The organism is Streptomyces sp. YIM 130001, assembly GCF_003574445.1.
Taxonomy (GTDB): Bacteria; Actinomycetota; Actinomycetes; order Streptomycetales; family Streptomycetaceae; genus Streptomyces.
In genome coordinates, this window is sequence record NZ_KZ984556.1 from 129915 (window position 1) to 154997 (window position 25083).

The window sequence follows — 25083 nt, forward strand, 5'->3', positions numbered from 1 at the left end:
GCGGGCGGGGGCCGGTCAGCTGCTTCCGAGGATGCCCCGGTCGTAGGCGACGGCGACGGCCGATGCGCGGTCGTTGGCGTCCAACTTGCCGTAGATATGCGTCAGATGGGTCTTCACCGTCGCCTCGCTGATGAAGAGCAGGCGGGCGATCTCGCGGTTCGACGTGCCCTTGGCGACCAGCGCGAGGACCTCGCGTTCGCGGGTGGAGAGCGCCGCGTCGGCCGGCGGCTGGGGGGTGCGTACGGCGGTGACCAGGCGGGACGCGACGGCGGGTGACAGGACGGTGCGGCCCCCCGCGGCGGCGCGGACCGCGGCGAACAGTTCGTCGCGCGGTGCGTCTTTCAGGAGATAGCCGGTGGCACCGGCCTCGATCGCGGGCAATGTGTCGGAGTCGGTGTCGTACGTGGTGAGGACGAGGACCTTGGAACGGGCGCCGCCGCGAGTCAGTGCGCGGATGGCGTCGACTCCGTCGCCGCCCGGCATGCGCAGGTCCATCAGTACGACATCGGGGTCGAGACGGCCGGTCAGGGCCACGCCCTCGACGCCGTCGCCGGCCTCGCCGAGCACGGTGAAACCGGGCTCCGCCTCGAACATGCCCCGCAGTCCGTCGCGCACCACGGGATGGTCGTCGACGATGAGCAGGGTGATCGCGGCGCCGCTCGTGGCCCGGCTGGGAACGTCAGTCATGGGGCACCCACGGTACGCGAGCGGAGATCGCGGTCCCCGCGCCGGGCTCGGACTCGATCGCGACACTGCCGGCGACGCGTTCGGCCCGCGCGCGCATGCCGTCGAGACCGAAGCCGCCCGTGCGGGTGCGTCGGGCCGGGGTGGTGAGGTCGAAGCCGCGTCCGTCGTCCCTGATGTCGAGAGCCACCTCGTCGTCCATGTACGAGAGGGTGACGCCGGCCCGTCCGGCTCCGGCGTGCCGTCCGGTGTTGGACAGCGCCTCCTGCGCGATGCGCAGCAGGGTCGCCTCGACCTCCTCGTGCAGCGGCGCGGGCCGTCCGGTCACCGTGAACCGGGCCTGTACGCCGGTGCGTTCGCCCCAGTCCGCGACGGTCTTGTGCAGTGCGTCGGGCAGCGTGTCGGCGGCGAGGGCGACCGGGGAGAGGTTCTGCACCGATCGGCGGGCCTCGCCGAGGCTGTGCCGGGCGAGGTTCGCCGCCCGGTCCACGTGTTCGCGCGCCAGGTCGCGGTCCTCGGTGGCGGCCACCACCTGGAGCTGGGCGATGATGCCGGTCAGGCCCTGGGCGAGAGTGTCGTGGATCTCGGCGGCGAGCCGGCGGCGTTCGTCGGCGACGCCGGCCTCGCGGGCCTGGACGAGGAGTTGGGCGTGGAGACCGGCGTTCTCGGCGAGGGCGGTCTCCAGGCGGGCGTTGGTGTGCTCGAGTTCGGTGATGGTCGCGGCCTGGGCCTCGGCCTCCTCGATCTCCTTGGCCCCGATGTGGCCGAAGAACAGGCTGAGTCCGGCGTGCAGGGTGAGCAGTCCGCCGAGGGCGACCCAGCCCATCTCGTCGTCGGGCGGCTTTCCTCCCAGGTTCGACCACGCCATGATCGCGGCAGTGGTCAGGAGACCCGCTCGGGTGCGCGTGATGCCCGGCAGCAGGCGTCCGGAGTCGAAGTAGCCGATCACCGCGAAGACGCCGAAGAAGCCGTTCATCGAGGTGAGGGCCATGGCGAGAACGGCGCGCGCCCAGAAGTACACCTGGCCGGCGACCGCGCCCGGCGGGGCGACCAGCGGCTGCGGGGCGCGCGTCCGGTTGTTCCACCACACCTGCAGCAGTACGGCCGCGAGGATCGTCGGTGCCAGCATCACCCAGCGGGACGCGGGGTGGATGACGCCGGTGGTGGCCATGGCGAGGAAGGCGGACACCGCGAGCATGGCGAAGGGGGCCCAGCGGAAGAACCAGGCCCAGCGCTGCGCGAGGGCCATGGTCAGCGCGTGCCGGGCGTCGTCCCGTTCTCGATCGGACATAGGGCCCAGGATGCCCCGGCAGCCCGCGGATGCGGGGCCGGGGCCGAGGCGATGGCGGGGGCGCGGGTCGGCGGGGGCCGTCGTCGTCCTCTCCGGTCCGCCTCCCGCCGCTCGGGTTGCTGCCGTCACTGCGGCAGCTCCGGCTGGTGCGGCTGGTGCGGCAGCTCCGGCTGGTGCGGCGGCTTCGGCGGTGGACCGGTCCGTCGTTCCCGTCGAGCTCTCGTGGTGGCTCATGGTGTGGGCCGTCACTCCCAGCGGAACCAGCGGGCCGCGGCCGCGAGCAGGACGACCACCCACAGTGCGGTCACACCGAGGTGTACGAGGTCGGGGAAGGCACCGGTGGCCGCTTCGTTGAGGGCCCCCGAGGAGGCGCCGAGCGGCGTCAGCTCCACGATGTTGCGCAGGGCGTCGGGCATGGTCTCGACCGGCGCCCACACACCGGCGGTGAACATCATCGGGAAGAAGATCACCGTGCCCACCGCCTGCGCGGCCTTGATCGTGCGCGAGATCGCCGCGATCACCGCGCCGACGGCGAGGGCCGCGAGCGCGGCGAGCAGCGCGGCCAGGCCGTATCCCGCGAGCTGCCGGGGCAGCGCCACGTCGAAGGCGAGCCGTCCGACGGCGAGCGCCAGCAGCGCGGCGACGGCGATCGCGACGGCATGCAGCACCACCTGCGCGGTGATCAGCATCGACGGGCGGGCCGGTGTCGCCGAGAGGCGCCGCAGAATGCCGCGTTCCCGATAGGTGGTGAGCACGCCGGGCATCACCTGCACGCCGGCGGTGATCATGCCGAGAAGTACGGCGATGGGGACGTAGAGGTCGATGACCCGGCGCCCGCCGAGCGAGTCGTCGACCTCCCGGAAGGCGGGGATCAGGCCGAGGATGACCATCAGGAGGGTCGGGAACACCATGACCCAGAACAGCGCCGCGGGCTCCCTGCGGAACAAGACCGCCTCGGTCCGCAGAACGGCGCGGAACGCGGCACGGCGGCGCCTCGGGTCCTGCACGAGGCCGGGCGCCGGGGCGGGCGCGGAGGTGGGTTGGGCGGACATGAGGACTCCGTAGTCGTCGGTGGGGCGCCGGTGGGGTGCGGCGTCCGGGCGGTGGCGGCGCCGGGCGCGTCGGGCGTCGGGTGGTGCCGGGCGCGCTGGTTCAGGCGTCGGTCGTGGTGGCCGTCCGCGCGCGCTCCCGGCCACCGGTGCCGGACTCACCGGTGCCGGCCTCCGGCTCCCGCTCCTGCGTGAGGTCCAGGAACGCGTCGTCGAGCGTGGCGTCCACGACGTGCAGCTGGCCCGCGGTGATGCCCCGGCGTACCAGGAGGGTGATGACCGCGTTCACGGTCTCGTCGGTACCGGTGATCTCGACCCGCCCGCGCTTGTCGCCCACCGAACCGGCGCCGGGCAGCGCGGCGAGCTCCGCCGGATCCAGCGGCGCGGACGGTACGAACGACATGACGCTGGGGCTGGTGGCGCGCCCGATCAGGCCCTCGGGGGTGTCGAGCGCGGCGATCCGGCCCTTGTCGATCACCGCGATCCGGTCGCAGAGCCGCTGCGCCTCCTCCATGAAGTGGGTGACGAGCAGCACGGTGACCCCGCCGGCCCGTACCTCCTCGATCAGCTCCCAGGTGTCGCGGCGGGCACGCGGGTCGAGGCCGGTGGTGAGCTCGTCGAGCACCACGACGCGGGGGTTGCCGATGAGGGCGAGGGCGATGAAGAGGCGCTGCTTCTGGCCGCCGCTGAGCTTCGCGAAGCGGGCGCCGAGGCGGTCGGTGATACCGAGCCGTTCGGCGAGCGGGCGCCAGTCGGCGGGGTTCCGGTAGAAGGAGCTGTACAGCTCCAGGGCCTCCCGGACGGTGATCTTGGCCTGCAGCTCGCTCTCCTGGAGCTGCGAGCCGAGCAGTTCGGTGACCCGGTCGTGGTCGGCGACGGGATCGAGCCCGGCGATGCGCACCCGGCCCGCGTCGGGCACCCGCAGCCCCTCGACGCATTCGACGGTCGTCGTCTTGCCCGCTCCGTTCGGACCGAGGATCCCGAAGATCTCTCCCTCGCCCACCTCGAACGACACCCCGTCCACGACGGTCCGTTCCCCGTAGGCCTTGACCAGTCCGCTGACTTCGATGATGGGCGCGTGGCTTGGCATACCCCGATCCTGGCGGAGCGCGCCCGCCCGGCACATCGCCCATCACGCTCGACGGCGCATCAGCCGATCGGTTGATGGCCGGGGCGGACCGCGGGTCGCCGTGTCCGCGGGTCGAGTCGGTTGCGTACGGCGGAAATCCGGTGGGACCTGTCAGTGGTGAATCGTAGGCTCGCTCCTGATGCCCACAGAGACTGCAACCGCCACCGATCCCGCTCCCGAGCCACTCACCGGCCCTCCGGACGGCCCGCCCGCCGAACGGTCCGCCGTGCGCACGCTGTTGCGGCTCTGGCCGTTCGTCAAGCCCGTGCGGGTGCGGCTGTTCAGTGCGGCGTTCGTGGCCGTCCTGGCGTCGAGCACCGGGCTCGTCATCCCGCTCGTACTGAAGTGGATCGTGGACGGACCGGTGGCCGAACGGGACCCGGGAGGAGTGTGGTTCGGGGCGCTCGTGCTGCTGCTCATCGGGGTGGCGGAGGCGCTGCTGTTCGGGTTCCGGCGGTGGCTGGTGGCGCGGCCGTTGGCCGGGGTCGAGGCCTCGATGCGCAGACGGCTGTACGGACATCTGCAGCGGCTGCCGGTGGCGTTCCACGACCGTTGGGCCTCGGGGCAGTTGCTGTCGCGGGCCACCACGGATCTGATGCTGCTGCGTCTCTTCCTCGCCTTCCCTCTGACGTTCCTCCTGGTCAACGGCGTGACGATCCTGATCGGCGTGATCATCCTGCTCGCCCAGGAGTGGACGCTCGGCCTGGTGATCCTGGCGCCCGCGGCGCCGATGATCGCGATCTGCTCGCTGTTCGAGCGGCGGTACTCGAGCGTGGCGCGCCGGGCGCAGGACCAGGTCGGGGATCTGACGACGGTCGTCGAGGAGAGCGTGCTCGGCATCCGGATCATCAAGGGGTTCGGCCGGCACCGCGCGCAGGCCCGCGACTTCCGCAGGCACGCCCGTACGCTGCGCGGCACCGAACTGCACAAGGCCCGGCTGCTCGCCGCCATCTGGGCCGCGATCGTGGTGCTGCCCGAACTGGCCATCGGTGCGGCCCTGTTGCTCGGCACCGTGCAGGTCGCGGACGGCGATCTGTCGGCCGGGACGCTCGTCGCGTTCCTGTCCACGGCGCTGGCGCTGCGGTGGCCGGTGGAGTCGATCGGCTTTCTGCTGGCGATCAGCCAGGACGCGGCGAAGGCGACCGAGCGGTACTTCGAAGTCCTGGACGCGGAGCCGGAGTCGGAGCTCGAAGCGGCGACCGGGTCGGCACGGGGCCCCGCACCCGGGGCCCCGCCCACCTCTGGTCTCCGTTTCGAGAACGTCGTCTTTCGCTACCCGGACTCCCCCGCCGGCAGCGCTCCCGCCCTCGACGGCGTCGACCTGCACGTCCAACCGGGCGAGACCCTGGCCCTGGTCGGCGCCACCGGCTCCGGCAAGACCACCCTGACCGCGCTTGTGCCCCGGCTGCACGAGGTGACCGCGGGCCGGATCACCCTGGACGGCGAGGACATCACCGCGATGGACCGCGCGCGCCTGCGCGCGATGGTGTCCGTGGCCTTCGAGGAGCCCACCCTGTTCTCCGCCACGGTCGGCGAGAACGTCCTGATGGGCACGAGCCCGGACGCCGGCTCCGAGGACCTCGACCGCGCACTCTCCGTCGCCCAGGCCGACTTCGTCCACGAACTGCCGCACGGCACCGGCACCCAGGTCGGCGAGCAGGGCCTGAGCCTGTCCGGCGGCCAGCGCCAGCGTCTCGCCCTGGCCCGCGCCGTCGTGGGCCGGCCGCCGTTCCTCGTACTGGACGATCCGCTCTCCGCGCTCGACGTGCACACCGAGGCCCTGGTGGAGGCGGCACTTCGGCGGGTCCTCACGGACACCACCGCCCTGGTCGTCGCGCACCGGCCCTCCACCGTGCTGCTCGCCGACCGCGTCGCCCTGCTCTCCGGCGGCCGCGTCACCGCCGTCGGCACCCATCAGGAACTGCTGCGCACCAGCACGGAGTACGCCTGGCTGATGTCCGGCGAGGACACCGGCACCGAGCCGGCCCGAGACACCCCGCCGCCGCACCAGGACGGCCCGACGACCACCGGCCAGGAGGCGCACATCCGATGACCACCCAGCTCTCCGGCCCACCCGCCTCGTCCCCGGGCGACGGCACCGGCCCCGCGCACACATCCGGATCCGCCGAGGACACCGCCCCGCCGCAACTCCCCGCTGCCGACGACCCGTTCGACAAGGACGCGCTGCCCGCACCCCCGGGCGCCACCGGCAGCCTGCTGCGGTCGCTGCTCGCCCCGATGCGCGGCCGCGTGGCGTTCGCCGGGCTGCTGCTCCTGCTGCAGCAGGCCGCGGTCCAGGCGGGCCCACTGCTCGTGGCGTACGCCATCGACCGTGCGGTGCCGGCCGTCCGCGACGGGGACCACGGCCCACTGATCGCGGTGGGTGTCGCCTTCGCGGTGATCTCGCTGGCGGCCAGCGCCCTGCAGTACGTGTTCATCCGCGTCTCGGCGCGGGTGAACCAGGACGTCCTGCTCGACCTGCGGGGCCGTATCTTCCGCCAGGCCCAGGCGCTGTCCGTGGACTTCCACGAGCGCTACACCTCGGGCCGGCTGATCTCCCGCGCCACCACGGACGTCGAGTCGCTGCGCGAACTGCTCGCCGAAGGGCTGCAGGAGCTGATCACGGTGCTCCTGTCGTTCCTGTACATCTCGGCGATGCTGCTCTGGCTCGACCTCGGCCTCGGGTCGGTCGCGGTGGCCTCGTTCGTCCCGCTGTATCTGCTCGTACGGCTCTACCGGCGGCGGGCCGGGCGCGTCTTCCGGCGGCGGTCGACCGCGATCGCGGCGGTGATCGTGAAGTTCGCGGAGACCATGAACGGGATCCGGCCGGTCCAGGCCTTCCGCCGTGAGCGGGCGAACGCGGCGGAGTTCGAGGTCCTGAACCACCACCACGAGCGCACCAACGGCGACGCCCTCCTCGAGATGGCCCGCTACGTGATCGGCTCGCGCCTGGTGGCGAACACCGCGGTGGCCGCGATCGTGCTGTGGGGCGCGTACCGGGTGGCGGGCGGAACCTTGGCGCTCGGCGTGCTCGCGGCCGCCGTGCTGTATCTGCGGCGGCTCTACGACCCGATCGACCGGCTCGGCATGTTCCTGAACTCCTACCAGTCGGCGGCAGCCTCGCTGGAGAAGATCGCCGGTCTGCTCGCCCAGACGCCGACCGTGCCGGAGCCCGAAGTACCGCTGTCGCTGCCGCAGCTCGCCTCCGAACACCCGGGCCGTACGGTCGAGTTCGCGGACGTGTCGTTCGCGTACCGCACGGGCGGGGAGATTCTGCCGCGCTTCGATCTGACGATCCCGGCGGGGCAGACGGTCGCGGTGGTGGGATCCACCGGCGCCGGCAAGTCGACGCTGGCCAAGCTGCTCGCCCGTTTCTACGACCCCAGCGAGGGCCGCGTGCTGCTCGACGGCACCGACCTGCGGGACCTGCCGGTGCCCGAACTGCGGCGCGGGGTGGTGATGGTGACCCAGGAGGCGTTCCTGTTCTCCGGCACGGTCGCCGACAACATCGCGATCGGACGGCCCGAGGCGGACCGCGAGGAGATCGAGCGTGCGGCGAAGGCGATCGGTGCGCACGCGTTCATCAGCGCCCTGCCGGACGGGTACGACACGGACGTACGCAAGCGTGGCGGCCGGATCTCCGCCGGGCAGCGGCAGTTGGTCGCCTTCGCGCGTGCGCTGCTGGCGGATCCGGCGGTGCTGATCCTGGACGAGGCGACCAGTTCCCTCGACATCCCGGGCGAGCGGGCGGTGCAGCAGGCGATGCACACGGTGCTCCGCGGGCGTACGGCCGTGGTGATCGCGCACCGCCTGTCCACCGTCGAGATCGCCGACCGGGTCCTGGTGATGGCGGACGGCCGTGTCGTCGAGGACGGCTCGCCGTCCGAACTCATCGCCGCCACCGGCCACTTCGCCGACCTGCACCAGGCGTGGCGGGACAGCCTGGTGGGGTAGCGCGTCAGGTCCGGTCGTACGTGTGCACCGCCGCGCCGCCCTCGAGCACCTCGGTACCGGTGAGGGTGAGGTGGGTCGGGGTGGCGGGCCCGTCGAAGAGGTCGATGCCCGGGCCGTGCACGAACGGGTAGATCTTCACGACGAGTCGGTCGATCTCCGGCAGCAGGGCCGCGGCGAGCCTGCCGCCTCCCGCGAGCCAGATCCCGCCGCCGGTCTCCGCCTTGAGTGCCCGCACCGCCTCGACCGGGTCGCCGGCCAGGACGGTGACATCGGGGTCGGGACCGGCCAGGCTGCTGGAGACGACGTACTGCCGCAGGTGGGAGTACGGGCTCGAGATACCGTCCTTCAGGCCCGGTTCGTAGGTGCCGCGGCCCATCAGGACCGTGTCGAAGGGTCCTTGACCGGCACCGGTGACGCCGAGCGCTTCGTGCACGTGGGTCGGCAGGGTCTGCGGGTAGTGCGCGACCACATGCTCGACCAGGCCTTCCGGCAGCGGGAAGAAGGCATCGAGCGAACCGTCCTCGGCCGCGATCTTCCCGTCGATGCTGCAGCCTACGAAGTAGGTCAGTGTGCGCATGCGTCTCTCCCCCGGTGTGGTGGCCCTTGTGTGGTGGCGCCTGTGTGGTGGCACCCCATAGTGCCGCGTGCGGGCCCAACGGCCCCGGAGTCCGCCCGATATCGACACCGAGGCCCGCCGGTTCCGATCAGGGTGCAGCGTGGCCGCGCCGGTGATCGACGGACAAGTGAGCCACGACCGGTCGGCCGGACCGGCGGACCCGTTCCTGCGCCGGGCGACGCGCACCCGGCCGGACCCCGGCATCCCTGCTGCCCGTACGGTCGGCGGGGCGAGCAGCAACGGCGCGTGGAGCGTGGCGGTTACGCCCATGACGCCACCGGCCGGCCCGGAGCACCGGAGGAACGGAGGTACGGCACATGACAGCAGCGGCACGCGAGACCTGCGGACCTGGCACGGACGCAAGCAGCGCTCCCGACGGGGTCCGCGCGCGGCTGCGGCGGATCCCCACCACGCTCCGTCGGTGCGCCGTCGGTGGTGGCGCCCTGTGTCTGGTGGCCGGGGCCTTCATCGGGTACGAGCAGCACCAGTACGCGGGCGGCCGCGCGTACGGGGAACGGAACACCCTCATCGGGACACACGTCTTCGACGGCGAACGCCCCCGGGGCGACACGTCCTCGTACGCCGATCGCGCCGAGCAGGAGTGCGTGGAGCACGGTGCGGAGGACGGCGAGGCCGCCGAGGCGCCGAAGTGGGTCGAGGGCTGCACCGACGCGGTGCTCGGCCGCTGACACATCGGCGTCCGCCACCCGCCGTTCCCGCTCTCGTACCAGCCGTACAACGATGTCCGGTGCGGCTTCGTCCGCGGAATTGCGGAGGCATACGCTCCGTCCATGACGCGACGCCCTCACCGCGATGCGGGCCGGCCCTCGGGGTCCGGTGAGTCGAACTCGTACCGTTTCAGCCCGGACTTCATCGATCGGATGGAGAGCCTGCTGACGAAGGTGATCTTCATCGGGCTCGGGGTGGCCGCACTCCTCGTGGTCGTGGGCCTGATCGTCGGCGGCTCCCTCGACGGTGACGTGCCGGAGGAGGACGGGCGCTGGATGCTGGCCTGGATCCCGATGATCGCCGGCGCCGTGGTGGGCGGACTCGCGATCCTCGGGCCGCTGTTGCTCGGCTGCGTCATGGGCGGGCTCGCGATCCACCGCTTCGGCTGGATTCCCGGCGTCGTGCTCTTCGCGGGCATCCTGCTGACGGCCGGCGGCGCGGCACTCGACGGCCCCTACGTCGGCTGGGGCGTGGCCGCGCTGGTCGTGGGTGTCCTCGGGTTCTTCTTCGTGGGGTCGCTGTCGCGGGTGCCGATGCGGATCGGCGGCGCCCGCCTCGGCAAGAGCCGGGACGAGCGCCGGGACGAGAGGGACGGTGCAGGCCCTGGCGGCACCCCCGGCGGGGAGATCCGCATGGACAAGGACGGCGGCGAGCCGGACGCACCGTCGGCCTGAACTCCCCGGCGCACGGGGCCGGTCGGCGACACAGGGACGCGTCCTTATGCCGGTACGGATCTCCGTATAACGGACGCGGCACATCGGTCAACGGTCAAATTCCGGTCAACCTGCGTTCGCCCCCATGACATGTACGCGCCCTTAGTGACACTCTTCCCCCGCACGGAACACACGTACGCCCGCCCGCACAGCCGTGCGCCCCACCAGCACGGCACGCCCACCACGGGCGTACATCGCACCACCGCATGACGGCACCACCGCACACCCGCACCGACGCTTCCCGGCCCGGCCGCCACCTCGCGTGGCCGGACCCCCCACAACAGCCCAGGGAGTCTTGCGTGTCGCCCCACATCTCGCGCCCCGTCGCGACCCTGTCCACCGCCGTCGCCGCCGCGGCCCTGCTCGCCGCAGGGCTGAGCACCGGAGCCACCGCGCAGCCCTCCGCCGAGCCCACGCCGAGCTCCGCCCCGTCCGCCCTCTCCGCCTCACAGCGCGCCGAACTCCTGCGTGACGCCGCGTCGTCGCGCGCCGAGACCGCCGAGAAGCTCGGCCTCGGATCCCAGGAGAAGCTCGTCGTCCGCGACGTCATCAAGGACCGCGACGGCTCCACCCACACCCGCTACGAGCGCACCTACGCCTCGCTGCCCGTCCTCGGCGGCGACCTCGTCGTGCACGCCTCCAAGGCCGGCAAGTACGAGAGCGCCACCCGCGCCGTGTCCAAGAAGCTCAAGGTGAACACCACCGGCGCGGCCAAGGCTCCGAAGGACGCCCGCAAGGTGATCTGGGCCGCCCAGGGCACCCCGAAACTCGCCTACGAGCAGGTGAAGAAGAGCACCAAGAAGGACGGCACCCCGAGCGAGCTGCACATCGTCACCGATGCCCGTACCGGCGACAAGCTCTTCCAGTGGGACGCGGTGCACAACGGCGCCGGCCACACCACCTACACCGGTGACGTCGAGCTCAGCACCGCCGAGGAAGGCGGCGCGTTCACGCTGACCGACAACGACCGCGGTGGCCACAAGACGTTCAACCTGGACGGCGGTTCGTCCGGCGGCACCCTGTTCTCCGGCGACGACGACGAGTGGGGCGACGGCACTCCGGACAACGCCGAGACGGCCGGCGCGGACGCCCACTACGGCGCCGCCCTGACCTGGGACTACTACAAGAACGTGCACGGCCGCGAGGGCATCAAGGGCGACGGCAAGGCCGCCACCTCGAACGTCCACTACGGCGACAACTACGTCAACGCCTTCTGGCAGGACAGCTGCTTCTGCATGACGTACGGCGACGGCGAGGGCAACGCCAAGCCGCTCACCTCGATCGACGTCTCCGCCCACGAGATGACCCACGGCGTCACCTCGAACACCGCGGGCCTGGTCTACAGCGGCGAGTCCGGCGGCCTGAACGAGGCGACCTCGGACATCTTCGGCACCGCGGTCGAGTTCAACGCGGCCAACGAGAAGGACGTCGGCGACTACCTCATCGGCGAGATGATCGACATCAACGGCGACGGCAGCCCGCTGCGTCACATGGACCAGCCGAGCAAGGACGGTTCGTCCGAGGACTACTGGTACGACGGCATCGGCGACGTCGACGTCCACTACTCGTCCGGCGTCGCGAACCACTTCTTCTACCTGCTCTCCGAGGGCAGCGGCGCGAAGGAGATCAACGGCGTCAGTTACGACTCGCCGACCAAGAACGGCGAGGCCGTCACCGGCATCGGCCGCGACAAGGCCGAGCAGATCTGGTTCAAGGCCCTCACCACGTACATGACCTCGAACACGGACTACGCGGCCGCCCGCCAGGCCACGCTCGACGCGGCCAAGGACCTGTACGGCGCCGACTCCGAAGAGGTCAAGGCGACGGACAGCGCCTGGGCCGGAGTCGACGTCAAGTAGCACTCCACCGCCGCCCGGCAAGAAGAAGGGGCGGGCGCGGCCGTCCATCGGCCGCCCCCGCCCCGTCTTCTTGCCCGCGTGCTTCTACCGGCTCGCGGCGCCCTCGGCGGGATCGACCACGGCCGCGGCGCCGCCCCCGTACCGCTCGGGTTCCGCGGCCGCGAGGAAGCCGCCGTCGGGCAGGAACGACACACCCGTCACGTTGTTCATCGGATCGCCCTCGACCAGCTTATGGCCGCGCGCCCGCAGGGCGTCCGCGGTGGGCGAGTCGTAGAGCCCGGCCTCCAGCTCGGTGGCGCTCTCGTTGCGCTGCGAGATCCGCGGGGCGGCGATGGCCTCGGGCAGTGTCTTGCCCAACTCCAGGTGGTTGAGCAGGACTTGCATCACCGTGGTGATGATCCGCGAACCGCCGGGCGTGCCGAGCGCGGTGTGCGGCTTGCCGTCCTTGAACACCAGGGTCGGGCTCATGCTGGAGCGCGGACGCTTGCCGCCGTCGGGCGCGTTCGCCGGGTGCTGCGGGTCGAAGCTGAAGTCGGTCAGCTCGTTGTTGAGCAGGAAGCCGTAGCCGGGCACGGTCATGCCGCTGCCGGAGATGCCCTCGATGGTGAAGGTGAAGCTGACGATGTTGCCGTCGTCGTCGGCGACGGTGAGGTGGGTGGTCTGCCCGCCGGCCGGCGAGTTGGCGGCCATGTCGAGTGCCACGCCCTCGCCGTCGTCGTACGGCCACGGGTCGCCGGAGGCCACCGGCTTCTCGGACGCCTCGTCGGTGACGAGCGCCGCACGCTCGGCGGCGAAACCGTCGGAGAGCAGCCCGCGCACCGGCACGTCGACGTGGTCCGGGTCGCCCAGATAGGCCTCGCGGTCCGCGTACGAGAGGGCCGAGGCCTCGATCACCTCGTGCAGGACCTCGTCCTCGGAGAGACCCGAAAGGTCCTTCCGCTCAAGGATGTTGAGGATCTCGCCGACCGTCGTGCCGCCACTGGTCGGACCCGCCATCCCGTAGAGGTCGTAGCCCTTGTAGTCGGAGTGGGTCGGGGCCAGCTCCTGGGCGCGGTACGAGGCGATGTCGGCCGTCGTCATCTTCCCGGGCCTGACCTCGGTGGGTGAGTCGCCGGAGTCCTCGGGGTCGGTGACGGTCCGTGCGATGGCCTTGGCGAGCTTGCCCTCGTAGAAGGCGTCGGCGCCGTCCCTGGCGAGCAGCCGGTAGGTCTTCGCGATATCGGGATTGCGGAAGACGCTGCCTTCCTTCGGCGACTCGCCGTCGACCAGCCAGGTGTCGCGGCTGCTCGGGAAGGCGTTCAGGTACTCGGCGTTGGACTCGGTGCGGGACTCGTACTCCGCGTCGACGACGAAGCCCTTCTCGGCGATCGAGGTGGCCGGCTTCAGCACCTGGCCGAGGCCCATCGTGCCGTACCGCTTCAGGGCCATCTCCCAGCCGGCGACGGTGCCGGGCACGCCGACGGAGAGGCCGGAGCGCCGCGCCTCCTCGAACGGCAGCGGCTCACCCGTCTCCGGGTCCACGAAGTGCTCCGGAGTGACCTGGGAGCCCGCGGTCTCCCGGGAGTTGATGCTGCTGACCTTGCCCGTACGGCCGTCCTGCAGCATCATCACGCCGCCACCGCCGATGCTGCCGTCGTACGGGCGCACCACGCCGAGCGCGGCAGACACCGCCACCGCGGCGTCGACGGCGTTGCCGCCCTCGCGCAGGATCTTCAGCCCGGCCTCGGTGGCGTAGGCGTCGAGCGAGGCGACGGCGCCGCCGGTGCCGACCGCGACCGGCTGCTTGTCCGGCCGATCCGTCGGCGAGGTGTCGGAGCCGGCCGGCGAGGCCGCGTTGCCGTACGCGGGTACGAGGGTCAGAGCGACGGCGCAGCTCGCGGTGGCGACCGCGGCTCGGGCGCGCCTGCGGGTGAGCGACAAGGTAACTCCCGGGCGGGTGGAGGGATGCGACGGTTCGGTCGTGGGACAGCCGGGCGCGTGCCCCGGCGGACAGCCTGGGCCCAGGAGGGCGGAGCCCGCAGGCGATTCGGCGGACAGCGGACCACCGGTACCGCCGGCACGGACCGAAGGTACCGGCGCGCGCCCGGCACCCCCTTCAGGCTCTCCACCCCCGCTCACCCGTTCAGCCCCGGTGCCCTCGCGCGTCACCCCCTCCCGCCGGTCGTATACGGCGACACTCGTCCCGGCGTCTTGTCTGCACCGTTACGGCCTAGTAGGCATCAAAGCGCCGGATTGCCCACCCAAGGCACGGGGGAAGCCTCCTCCGGTACACCCGGCGGACTCTCCCTCGAAGGTGACGTCGTGAACCCAACTGTCGGACGCATTCCCGTACTGGACGTCTCCCCGCTCGTCGACTGCGGGCGCCGTCCCGCGAAGTGCGTCACCGGCGAGACGATCCCGATCCGCGCCACCGTCTTCCGCGAGGGCCACGACGCCGTCGCGGCCGGAGTCGTCCTGCACACGCCGGACGGCCGGCCGCGGCCGCTCGTCCTGATGCGGGAGCTGGCTCCCGGCACCGACCGCTGGGGCGCCGAGGTCACCCCGGACGCCGAGGGCGACTGGACGTACACCGTCGAGGCATGGAGCGACCCGCTGGCCACCTGGCAGCATCACGCGGGTATCAAGATCCCGGCCGGGATCGACACCGACCTGGTCCTGCAGGAGGGCACCGAACTCCACCGCCGCGCCGCCGCCGGCCTGCCGCCGGGACCCGACCGCAGCGCCCTGCTCGCCGCGGCGGACGCCCTGCGCGACACCTCGCTGCCGCCCGCCGCACGGCTCGCGGCGGCCCGCACCCCGGACGCCGAGCGGGCCCTGGAGAACAGTCCGCTGCGTGAACTGGTCACCGCCTCCCGTCCGTTGCCGCTGATGGTGGAGCGCCCGCGTGCCCTGTTCGGCTCCTGGTACGAGTTCTTCCCGCGCTCGGAGGGCGCCGTGGTCCGCGAAGGCGAGCCTCCGGTCAGCGGCACCTTCGCCACCTCCGCCGAGCGGCTGCCCGCGATCGCGGCGATGGGCTTCGACGTGGTGTACCTGCCGCCGGTCCACCCCATCGGCACCACCTTCCGCAAGGGCCGCAACAACTCCCTCGACCCCGGCCCGTACGACGTGGGCGTGCCCTGGGCGATCGGCTCACCGGACGGCGGCCACGACGCGGTCCATCCCGACCTCGGCACGCTCGACGACTTCGACGCGTTCGTGCGGACCGCGTCCGGACTCGGCCTGGAGATCGCCCTCGACTTCGCCCTGCAGTGCTCCCCCGACCACCCGTGGGTGGACAAGCACCCCGAGTGGTTCCACCACCGGGCGGACGGCACCATCGCCTACGCGGAGAACCCGCCGAAGAAGTACCAGGACATCTACCCGATCGCCTTCGACCAGGACATGGACGGCCTGGTCGCCGAGACCTGCCGGCTGCTGCGGTTCTGGATGGCGCACGGGGTGCGGATCTTCCGGGTGGACAACCCGCACACCAAGCCGGTGGTCTTCTGGGAGCGGGTGCTCGGCGACATCCGGCGCACCGACCCCGACGTGATCTTCCTGGCCGAGGCGTTCACCCGGCCGGCCATGATGCGCACGCTCGCGGCCGTCGGCTTCCAGCAGTCGTACACGTACTTCACCTGGCGCACCTCGAAGCAGGAGCTGACCGAGTACGCGACGGAACTCGCCTTCGAAACCGCGCACGTGATGCGCCCGAATCTCTTCGTGAACACCCCGGACATCCTGCACGGCTACCTTCAGGACGGCGGCCGTCCCGCCTTCGCCGTACGCGCGGTCCTCGCCGCGACACTCTCGCCCACCTGGGGGGTCTACAGCGGCTACGAGCTGTACGAGAACGCTGCGCTCAAGCCGGGCAGCGAGGAGTACCTCGACTCCGAGAAGTACGAACTGCGGCCCCGCGACTGGGCGGCGGCCGAGCGCGAGGACCGTACCCTCGCCCCGCTGATCACCACCCTCAACCGGGTCAGGCGGCTCAGCCCGGCGCTGCGCCGGCTGCGCGGTCTGCACTTCCACCACGCGGACAACGACGGGGTCCTCGCGTACTCCAAGCGGCAGGGGGACAGTGTCGTCCTGGTCGTGGTGAACCTTGATCCACACCACACCCGGGAAGCCACCGTCTCGTTGGACTTCGCGGAACTCGGCATGTCACCCGACGCGCGGCTGACCGTGCACGACGAGCTCTCCGGCGAGACCTACCACTGGGGCAGGACCAACTACGTACGGCTCGACCCGAGCCGCACACCCGCGCATCTCCTGACCGTCCTGCGACCGTCCTCACCGACCGTGAACTACGAGGGGTCACCCACATCATGATCGTCAACGAGCCCGTGCAGGACACCTTCGAGGACACCCCGGCCAAGGACCGCGACCCCGACTGGTTCAAACGGGCGGTCTTCTACGAGGTGCTCGTCCGCTCCTTCCAGGACAGCAACGGCGACGGGGTCGGTGACCTCAAGGGCATCACCGCGAAGCTGGACTATCTGCAGTGGCTCGGCGTGGACTGCCTGTGGCTGCCGCCGTTCTTCGCCTCCCCGCTCCGCGACGGCGGGTACGACGTCGCGGACTACACGGCCGTACTGCCGGAGTTCGGTGATCTCGCGGACTTCGTGGAGTTCGTGGACGCGGCGCACCAGCGCGGCATGCGGGTGATCATCGACTTCGTGGTGAACCACACCAGCGACCAGCACGAGTGGTTCCAGGAGTCCCGGCGCAACCCGGACGGCCCGTACGGGGACTACTACGTCTGGGCGGACGACGACAAGCAGTACCAGGACGCCCGGATCATCTTCGTCGACACCGAGTCGTCGAACTGGACCTTCGACCCGGTCCGCGGCCAGTACTACTGGCACCGCTTCTTCTCCCACCAGCCGGACCTCAACTACGAGAACCCGGCCGTCCAGGACGAGATCATCTCCGCGCTGCGGTTCTGGCTCGACCTCGGCATCGACGGCTTCCGCCTGGACGCCGTGCCGTACCTGTACGCCGAAGAGGGCACCAACTGCGAGAACCTGCCGCGCTCGCACGCCTTCCTCAAGCGGCTCCGCGCGGAGATCGACGCGCACTATCCGGACACGGTGCTCCTCGCCGAGGCCAACCAGTGGCCGGAGGACGTCGTCGACTACTTCGGCGACTACGCCAAGGGCGGCGACGAGTGCCACATGGCGTTCCACTTCCCGGTGATGCCGCGGATCTTCATGGCGGTGCGGCGCGAGTCCCGGCACCCGGTCTCGGAGATCCTGGCGAAGACCCCGCAGATCCCGTCCGGCTGCCAGTGGGGCATCTTCCTGCGCAATCACGACGAGTTGACCCTGGAGATGGTCACCGACGAGGAGCGCGACTACATGTACGCGGAGTACGCCAAGGATCCGCGGATGCGCGCCAACATCGGCATCCGGCGCAGGCTGGCCCCGCTCCTGGACAACGACCGCAACCAGATCGAGCTGTTCACGGCCCTGCTCCTGTCCCTGCCGGGCTCGCCGATCCTGTACTACGGCGACGAGATCGGGATGGGCGACAACATCTGGCTCGGCGACCGCGACGCGGTGCGCACGCCCATGCAGTGGACACCGGACCGCAACGCCGGCTTCTCCTCCTGCGACCCCGGCCGCCTGACCCTGCCGACAATCATGGATCCGGTCTACGGCTACCAGGTGACCAACGTGGAGGCGGCGATGTCGACGCCGTCCTCGCTGCTGCACTGGACCCGCCGGATGATCGAGATCCGCAAGCAGAACGAGGCCTTCGGGCTGGGCAGTTACACCGAACTGCCGTCGTCCAACCCGGCGGTGCTCGCCTTCCTGCGCGAGGCGCCGAAGCGGCGGCACGGTGAGGACGACGTGGTCCTGTGCGTGCACAACTTCTCGCGGTTCGCGCAGCCCACCGAGCTGGACCTGCGCGCGTACGCCGGGCGGCATCCCGTGGAGCTGATCGGCGGGGTGCGTTTCCCGGCCATCGGCGAGCTGCCGTATCTGCTCACCCTTGCGGGGCACGGGTTCTACTGGTTCCGGCTGCGCCGTGACCCGGCGTAGCGTGGCAGGGGTGGGCAGCCACGGCGGACCGTCGCCGAGTACGCACACCGGCACTCCAACACCCCATGCGGGCAAGGGAAGTGACGCCATGTCGGAAGCAGCCACGAGACCCGGCAGCACGGCCGGCGCGTCCGGCGAGGAACTCCTCGACTCTCTCGGGCCGCTGCTCGCCCAGTGGCTGCCGCGGCAGCGGTGGTTCGCCGGGAAGGGCAGCCCGGTCACCGGATTCGGCCTGGTCTCGGTGACCGAGATGCTGCCGCCCGGCTCGGCACCGGGGCTCCTGCATCTCCTGGTGCGCGCCCGTCAATCGCCCGCCGGCGGCCAGGAGGCTTCCGGCCCACCGGGCGGCGACTGCTACCAACTCCTGCTGGGCGTACGGCAGGTGCTGCCGCCACGGCTCGCTCCGGCGCTGGTGGGCCGGCCGCGGAGCGGGCCGCTCGCGGGCCTCGCCGTGTACGACGCGCTGGGTGATCCGCGCCTGGCTCAGGTACTTCTGGAACGGCTGCGCACCCGTGGCTCCCTCGGCGATCTGCACTTCGAGCGCGATCCCGGTACGGACATCCCGGAGGGTCTGACGGCCCGCGCGCTCGGCGTCGAGCAGTCCAACTCCTCGCTGGTGTACGGCGAGGAGTTCATCCTCAAGGTGTTCCGGCGGGTCCTGCCCGGGGTGCAACCGGACGTGGAACTGCCGCTCGCGCTCGCGGCGGCCGGCTCCACCCGGGTGCAGCGGCCGGTCGCCTGGTTCGGTGGCGGCGGGTCCACCGAGGGCGAACCGTACGTCCTCGGGGTGCTGCAGCCGTTCCTGGCCGGCGCGGAGGACGGCTGGGAGCTCGCGCTCGCGGCCCTCGCCGCGGGCCGGGACTTCGTACCCGAGGCGCGGGCCCTCGGCCGGGCCACCGCCGAGGTGCATCTGTCGCTGGCCGACGCGCTGCCATCGGTGACGCTCGGCCGGGCGCAGACCGCGGCGATCGCGGACGGGATGCTGGGGCGCCTGGCCGCGGCGGCCGCCGCGGTGCCGGCGCTGCAGCCGTACGCGGACGGCCTCGGCGCAGTGTTCCGTGACCTGGCGGAGCTGCGGGAGGGGCTCGGGCCGGCCCAGCGCGTGCACGGGGATCTGCATCTGGGCCAGTGCCTGCGCGCACCGGGTACGGGCCACTGGTCGGTGGTCGACTTCGAGGGCGAGCCGGCCCGTCCGCTGGCGGAACGCCGTCGCGCCCATCCGCCGGTACGTGATGTCGCGGGCATGCTGCGCTCGTTCGACTACGCGGCCCGGTCGCACGGCGACACCTCGCCCGACTGGGCCCGCGACTGCCGGGCCGCGTACTGCGACGGGTACGCGTCCGCGTCCGGCCAGGACCCGCGCGCCGGCGCGGTGCTGCTGCGTGCCTACGAGACGGACAAGGCGGTCTACGAGGTCCTGTACGAGGCCCGTCACCGCCCGGACTGGCTGCCCGTCCCGCTGGCGGCGGTACGGCGACTGGCGATGTCCGGCTGACCACGCAGCAAGCCCGTCCGGCGATCGACGACCAGGCCCGGCACTTGCCAGCCCCCCGGCTGAGAGACGTTCCCCCTACCCAGGAGCCCCCGTGACTTCCCGCCCCGCTCCCCGCAAGACACCCGAGGCCCCGCCCGCGAGGACGGCCTCCAAGAAGCCGCCCCGGCAGAAGGCGGCCCCGCAGGACCCCCCGTCCCCCGCACTCGGCCCCGAGGACAGGGCAAGGCTGCTGGCCGGCACGCACCACGCCCCCCACGAGGTACTCGGCGCCCACCCGCTGCCGGCCCCCGCCGGCGTCGCGTTCCGCGCCCTGCGTCCGTACGCCCTCGCCGTGACGGTGGTCACCGACGACGGACAGCGGGTGGAACTGCACGACGACGGCGACGGATTCTTCTCGGCCGCACTGCCGCAGGCATCCGTGCCCGGCTACCGGCTCGTCGTGACGTACCGGGACACCGAGCTCGAGATCCCCGACGCGTACGGATTCCTGCCCGCGGTAGGCGAGTTGGACCTGCATCTGATCGGTGAGGGACGGCACGAGGAGCTGTGGCGGGCGCTCGGCGCGGAGCCGATGACCCACCACGGCGTGACCGGCACCCGGTTCACGGTGTGGGCGCCGAACGCTCGGGGGGTACGGGTCGTCGGAGGCTTCAACTACTGGGACGGGACCGGGTTTCCGCTGCGCTCGCTGGGCTCGACCGGCGTGTGGGAGCTGTTCGTGCCGGGCGTCGGCGAGGGCGAGCTGTACAAGTTCGAGATCGCCCGGCCGGACGGCAGCCGCTCGCTGCGGGCCGACCCGATGGCACGCAGGACCGAGGTTCCGCCGGCCAACTCCTCGATCGTCACGGCCTCGCACCACGTCTGGCAGGACGACGTCTGGATGCGCGAGCGTGCTCAGCGGGCCGTGCACGAGGAGCCGTTCTCGGTGTACGAGATGCATCTGGCGTCCTGGCGGCCCGGGTTGACGTACCGCCAGCTGGCTGAGCAACTCCCCGCATACGTCAAGGACTTGGGCTTCACGCATGTGGAGCTGATGCCGGTGTCCGAGCACCCCTTCGGCGGCTCCTGGGGTTATCAGGTGACCGGCTTCTACGCTCCCACGGCGAGGCTCGGCACTCCGGACGACTTCAGGTTCCTCGTCGACGCGCTGCACCGGGCCGGCATCGGGGTCCTGATGGACTGGGTGCCGGCTCATTTCCCGCGCGACGACTGGGCGTTGGCCGAGTTCGACGGCAAGGCGCTGTACGAGCACGGGGACCCTGCGCGGGCCGCGCACCCCGACTGGGGAACCCTCGAGTTCGACTACGGCCGCACGGAGGTCCGCAACTTCCTGGTGGCCAACGCGGTCTACTGGTGCGAGCAGTTCCATATCGACGGCCTGCGGGTGGACGCGGTCGCCTCGATGCTCTACCTCGACTACTCGCGCGAGGACGGCGAGTGGACGCCGAACGAGCACGGCGGCCGGGAGAACCTGGACGCGGTGGCGTTCCTGCAGGAGATGAACGCCACCGTGCATCGCCGGGTGCCGGGCGTGGTCACGGTCGCCGAGGAGTCCACCGCCTGGGACGGTGTCACCCGCGCCACCCATCACACGGGCGCCGACGGCCTCGGCGGCCTGGGCTTCAGCCTGAAGTGGAACATGGGCTGGATGCACGACTCACTGGGCTACGTGGCACGTGACCCGGTGCATCGCCGGCACCACCACCACGAGATGACGTTCTCGATGGTGTACGCGTACAGCGAGAACTACTGTCTGCCGATCTCGCACGACGAGGTGGTGCACGGCAAGAGGTCCCTGGTCTCCAAGATGCCCGGCGACTGGTGGCAGCAGCGGGCCGGACTGCGCGCGTATCTCGCCTTCATGTGGGCCCACCCGGGCAAGCAACTCCTGTTCATGGGCCAGGAGTTCGCGCAGGGCGCGGAGTGGTCGGAGGCGCACGGACCGGACTGGTGGCTGCTCGATCCCTCGTACGGGGCCGAGGCGGACCACCGGGGCGTGCGCGATCTGGTCCGTGACCTCAACTCGGCCTATCAGGACAGTGCGGCCCTGTGGCAGCGGGACTTCGATCCGTCCGGGTTCGCCTGGGTGGCGGGTGACGCGGCCGAGGACAACGTGTTCGCGTTCCTGCGGTTCGCGGCCGACGGCAGCCCGCTGCTCGCGGTCTCGCACTTCGCGCCGGTGGTGCGCGAGGACTTCCGCCTCGGCGTACCGGGGGACGTGGCGGCCTGGCGGGTCGTACTGAACACCGATGCACAGCGGTACGGAGGCGGGGGCGTGGGCGATCCGGGCGTCCCGGTCCAGGCGGAGCCGGTGGCCGCACACGGCCGGCCGGCGAGCCTGCGGCTGACGCTGCCGCCGCTGGCCACGGTGTGGCTGCGACCGGCCTGAACCAGCCTTGCTTCCATGGGAGTTGGCAGAACATGACGTGGGGCCCGCCGAAGATGTCCGGCGGGCCCCACGGGCCGTTGGCGGCGCAGTCAGCAGCGGGCGTCCTTCGGCAGTCCTGCGAACTTGTCGCCCTTGAAGTAGATCGCGCTCGACCAGCCGTTCTTGACGTGCACCCAGATCTCGTTGGCGGTGCCTTCGGCCCGGACCATCCGGCCGATGGTCCAGCACTCGGCGGAGACCTTCTTGCCCTTGCCGATGCTCCTGAGCCGCTTGGTGCCCTGGTCCGGGTGCGTCCTGACGGACACCTTCTTCCAGGTCTTCACCGTGTGGCCGCGACCGATGCCGCCGCCGGCGCCACCCCCGCCACCGCCGGTCGCCGCCTGGTTGACGATGCGCTCGCCGCTCTTCCTCTGCTGCTGTGCGCCTGCCGCCTTGCCGTCCTGCTCCGACGGCTCGTCGCAGCCGGCGGCCGTGAGGGCGAGCAGCAGCGCGCCCGTCGTCGCCGTGACCACGAGCCGCTTCCCGCCGTACCTACGGATCCGCTTGTTCATGACTCCCCCGTCGGTCGTGAACGTGTCGTGTCCTGTCCATCGACCGTGTGGGCGCCCCGGGGTGCGGCGCCACCCCCGGGACGCCGGTGGTACCCGGTCCGCGACGGCACGCTTGCCGGATCACAACATTCCGTACGGACCGGGCACTTGTGGGGCGGGGGGCCGACAGATCCGGTGCTTCAGTCGCCCTGGCGCAGTCCCTTCGGCAGGGTGCCGGTGTGCAGGATGCCGAGGGTGCGGGTGGCGCGGGTGAGGGCGACGTAGAGGTCGCTGGTGCGCATCGCCGCGGGTTCGACGACCACGACCGCGTCGAACTCGAGGCCCTTGGACTGGCGGGCGTCGAGGAGGACCACGCGGTGGGTCAGGTCCGGCTCCCCGCCGGCCTGCACCCCTTCGAGACGTGGCGCGAGCGCCTCGTGCAGGGCGCGCGGCGCGATCACCGCGAGCCGTCCTTCGTCCGGGAGGTCGCGCGCTACCGCGTCGGCCACGGCGTCCGGCAGGTCGTCGGTCCGCCTCGTCCAGGGCGGCACTCCGGTCGAGCGCACCGACCGGGGCGGCTCGAACTCCGGCGTCCCGGCCTGCAGCACTCCGGCCGCCAGGTCCATGATCTCGGCGGGCGTACGGTAGTTGACCCCGAGACGGACCAGCTCCCAGCGGTCCTGCACATACGGCTCGAGGATCGCCTCCCAGGCCCCGCAGCCGGCCTCGTCGCCGGTCTGGGCGGGGTCGCCGACCAGCGTCATCGAGCGGGTCGGCACCCTGCGCATCAGCAGCCGCCACGCCATCGCGGACAGCTCCTGCGCCTCGTCCACGATGATGTGCCCGAACGCCCAGGTACGGTCCGCGGCGGCGCGCTCCGCGGCGCTGCGGTGGTCGGCCTCCTCGTGCCGCTCGGCCATCCGCTCGGCGTCGATGACGTCGTGCGCACCGAGCACTTCGGACGCCTCGGTGTCGCCGTCCTGCGCGTCCTCCTTGTCCTCGAACTCGTAGGTCCGCGAGGCGTAGGACACGTCGAGCACGCCCTGGGCGTAGGCGATCCGCTCCTGGCGCTCGGCCTCCTCGGCGGCGCGCTCCGCGGAGTCGTCGACACCGAGGAGCTCGGCAGCCTCGTCGAGCAGTGGTACGTCGGCGGGGGTGAAGGGTCCTCCGGTGCGGCGGACCGCCTTCGCGTCCCGCTCGTCGAGACCCTCCGGGTCGGCGAGGAAGTCGGTGATCAGTCGCTCGGGAGTGAGCGTCGGCCAGAGCGACTCGATCGCGGCGTGCACCTCGGCGCTGGTGGCGATCTCCTTGCCGAGCTGGGCGATGTCGTCGGGGCCGAGCAGGTTCGGGCCGCCGTGCGGATCGGCGCCGAGGCGCTCCACCAACTGGTCGGTGAGCGCGTCGATGATGTGGAAGGCGAAGTACGGGCGGCCCAGGTTGTGCGGCAGCCGGGTCTCGCGGGCGCGGGCCCTGGCGTCCTCGGCCATGGCGCGCTCCAGGAACAGCGAGCCGTAGTCGTCGTGGTCGACCTCGATGGCATCGTCCGGCACCGACTGGCGGGCGCGGACGTAGCTCTCGAGGACCCCGGCCAGCTCCGCTCGGCCCTTGACCTCGGCGGCCTCGGCGGTGTCCGTGCCGGTGGCCGTCACGCCCGGGTAGAGCTCCCCGACCGTCGACAGGAGCACGCCGGTCTCACCGAGCGAGGGCAGCACCTCGCCGATGTAGCCGAGGAACGCCGGGTTCGGCCCGACGATCAGCACGGCCCGCTTGGCGAGCACCTCGCGCTGCGCGTACAGCAGGTACGCGGCCCGGTGCAGCGCCACGGCGGTCTTGCCGGTGCCCGGACCGCCCTCGACCACCATCACGCCCTGGTGCGGGGCGCGGATGATCCGGTCCTGCTCGGCCTGGATGGTCTGCACGATGTCGCCCATACGGCCGGTGCGGGCGGCGTTCAGGGCGGCGAGCAGCACGGCGTCGCCGTTGGGGTCCTCGTGTCCGGTGCGGGTCGCGTCCCCGAGGTCCAGGATCTCGTCGTGCAGAGCGGTCACCACCCGGCCCTCGGTGGTGAGGTGCCGGCGGCGGACCAGACCCATCGGTGTGTGTCCGGTGGCGAGATAGAACGGGCGGGCCACCGGGGCGCGCCAGTCGATCAGCAAAGGCGTGCGTTCCGTGTCGTCGTCGCGGATCCCGATACGGCCGATGTGATGGTGACCGGGCCCCGTTCCGGTTTCGGCGAGATCAATACGGCCGAAACACAGGCCGGATTCCACACCGGCCAGTTCGGCGGCGGTCCTGCCGTGCTCCGCGACGGTCACGTCCCGCTCGAGCCGGGCCTGCTGACCGCGCCCGACCTGGGCGAGCGAGGCCTTCGCCAGGGACTGGGCCTCGGCGCGCAGCACTCCGAGACGGTCGTAGAGACGGTCGATGAATTGCTGCTCATTCTGCAATTCCTCGGTTGACAATTCGGCTCCTCGCGGGGTATGGTGTTTCTGTTGGCCCCCATTGAGGGGCCTTTTTCTTTGACCAGAGAAACAACCAATATACGCAGAGAAATACCCCGGCCGTCAATCCGCCGGGGTATTTCTCTGCGTGGGTCGGCTCGCGTGGGCCGGACCCCGG

At 71.6% G+C, this 25083-nt stretch carries 17 protein-coding genes; 9 read left to right on the top strand and 8 right to left on the bottom strand.

Going from position 1 to position 25083, the window contains the following annotated elements; genetic code table 11:
• Window positions 1-15: 15 nt before the first annotated feature.
• The 4 genes from DSC45_RS17835 to DSC45_RS17850 form a co-directional block, all read right to left on the bottom strand.
• A complete protein-coding gene (locus tag DSC45_RS17835) occupies window positions 16-687 on the bottom strand; it encodes a response regulator (RefSeq protein ID WP_119292073.1) in 672 nt (223 codons plus the stop codon).
• Window positions 680-1975, bottom strand: a complete 1296-nt coding sequence (locus tag DSC45_RS17840) for a sensor histidine kinase (protein ID WP_240434698.1) — start codon at window positions 1973-1975, stop codon at window positions 680-682. The genes DSC45_RS17835 and DSC45_RS17840 overlap by 8 nt, the downstream gene beginning before the upstream one ends.
• 245 nt (window positions 1976-2220) lie before the next feature.
• A complete protein-coding gene (locus tag DSC45_RS17845) occupies window positions 2221-3027 on the bottom strand; it encodes an ABC transporter permease (protein ID WP_119292077.1) in 807 nt (268 codons plus the stop codon).
• A gap of 100 nt (window positions 3028-3127) precedes the next feature.
• Window positions 3128-4114 carry an ABC transporter ATP-binding protein gene (locus DSC45_RS17850; RefSeq protein WP_240434699.1) on the bottom strand — a complete coding sequence of 329 codons (987 nt, stop codon included), beginning with the start codon at window positions 4112-4114 and terminating at the stop codon, window positions 3128-3130.
• Window positions 4115-4292: 178 nt separating this feature from the next.
• On the opposite strand from DSC45_RS17850, the gene DSC45_RS17855 reads away from it, so the two are divergent.
• Window positions 4293-6206 (top strand): ABC transporter ATP-binding protein, encoded by a 1914-nt coding sequence (locus tag DSC45_RS17855; RefSeq protein ID WP_119292081.1) that lies wholly within the window; start codon window positions 4293-4295, stop codon window positions 6204-6206.
• Window positions 6203-8107, top strand: coding sequence for an ABC transporter ATP-binding protein (locus tag DSC45_RS17860; RefSeq protein ID WP_119292083.1), 1905 nt, complete (start codon window positions 6203-6205; stop codon window positions 8105-8107). The genes DSC45_RS17855 and DSC45_RS17860 overlap by 4 nt, the downstream gene beginning before the upstream one ends.
• A 4-nt stretch (window positions 8108-8111) precedes the next feature.
• Here DSC45_RS17860 and DSC45_RS17865 read toward each other — a convergent pair whose 3' ends face one another.
• Window positions 8112-8684: a dihydrofolate reductase family protein gene (locus DSC45_RS17865; RefSeq protein WP_119292085.1), complete on the bottom strand. Its 573-nt coding sequence runs from the start codon at window positions 8682-8684 to the stop codon at window positions 8112-8114.
• A 356-nt stretch (window positions 8685-9040) separates the two neighbouring features.
• Between DSC45_RS17865 and DSC45_RS35770 the strand changes: the two genes are divergently transcribed.
• The 3 genes from DSC45_RS35770 (at window position 9041) to DSC45_RS17880 (ending at window position 12024) form a co-directional block, all read left to right on the top strand.
• Window positions 9041-9412 (top strand): hypothetical protein, encoded by a 372-nt coding sequence (locus DSC45_RS35770; protein WP_162929264.1) that lies wholly within the window; start codon window positions 9041-9043, stop codon window positions 9410-9412.
• Window positions 9413-9514: 102 nt separating this feature from the next.
• Window positions 9515-10126, top strand: coding sequence for a hypothetical protein (locus DSC45_RS17875; RefSeq protein ID WP_162929265.1), 612 nt, complete (start codon window positions 9515-9517; stop codon window positions 10124-10126).
• A gap of 338 nt (window positions 10127-10464) precedes the next feature.
• Window positions 10465-12024, top strand: a complete 1560-nt coding sequence (locus tag DSC45_RS17880; protein ID WP_119292091.1) for a M4 family metallopeptidase — start codon at window positions 10465-10467, stop codon at window positions 12022-12024.
• 84 nt (window positions 12025-12108) lie between these two features.
• On the opposite strand, the gene ggt is transcribed toward DSC45_RS17880, so the two are convergent.
• Window positions 12109-13944 carry a gamma-glutamyltransferase gene (gene ggt / locus DSC45_RS17885; protein ID WP_119292093.1) on the bottom strand — a complete coding sequence of 612 codons (1836 nt, stop codon included), beginning with the start codon at window positions 13942-13944 and terminating at the stop codon, window positions 12109-12111.
• A gap of 381 nt (window positions 13945-14325) precedes the next feature.
• On the opposite strand from ggt, the gene DSC45_RS17890 reads away from it, so the two are divergent.
• From DSC45_RS17890 to glgB, 4 genes are all read left to right on the top strand, one after another.
• A complete protein-coding gene (locus DSC45_RS17890; protein ID WP_240434700.1) occupies window positions 14326-16335 on the top strand; it encodes an alpha-1,4-glucan--maltose-1-phosphate maltosyltransferase in 2010 nt (669 codons plus the stop codon).
• Window positions 16332-18050: a maltose alpha-D-glucosyltransferase gene (treS, locus tag DSC45_RS17895; RefSeq protein ID WP_119292097.1), complete on the top strand. Its 1719-nt coding sequence runs from the start codon at window positions 16332-16334 to the stop codon at window positions 18048-18050. Before DSC45_RS17890 ends, treS begins: the two co-directional genes overlap by 4 nt.
• 88 nt (window positions 18051-18138) lie before the next feature.
• On the top strand, window positions 18139-19545 hold the full coding sequence (locus DSC45_RS17900) for a maltokinase N-terminal cap-like domain-containing protein (RefSeq protein ID WP_119292099.1): 1407 nt from the start codon (window positions 18139-18141) through the stop codon (window positions 19543-19545).
• Between the two features lie 91 nt (window positions 19546-19636).
• The gene (glgB, locus tag DSC45_RS17905) at window positions 19637-21934 is read left to right on the top strand and encodes a 1,4-alpha-glucan branching enzyme (protein ID WP_119292109.1); all 2298 of its coding nucleotides are present in this window, start codon (window positions 19637-19639) and stop codon (window positions 21932-21934) included.
• Between the two features lie 89 nt (window positions 21935-22023).
• Here glgB and DSC45_RS17910 read toward each other — a convergent pair whose 3' ends face one another.
• A complete protein-coding gene (locus DSC45_RS17910; protein ID WP_119292111.1) occupies window positions 22024-22485 on the bottom strand; it encodes a hypothetical protein in 462 nt (153 codons plus the stop codon).
• A 179-nt stretch (window positions 22486-22664) separates the two neighbouring features.
• Window positions 22665-24926 (bottom strand): HelD family protein, encoded by a 2262-nt coding sequence (locus tag DSC45_RS17915; RefSeq protein ID WP_240434701.1) that lies wholly within the window; start codon window positions 24924-24926, stop codon window positions 22665-22667.
• Window positions 24927-25083: the final 157 nt, after the last annotated feature.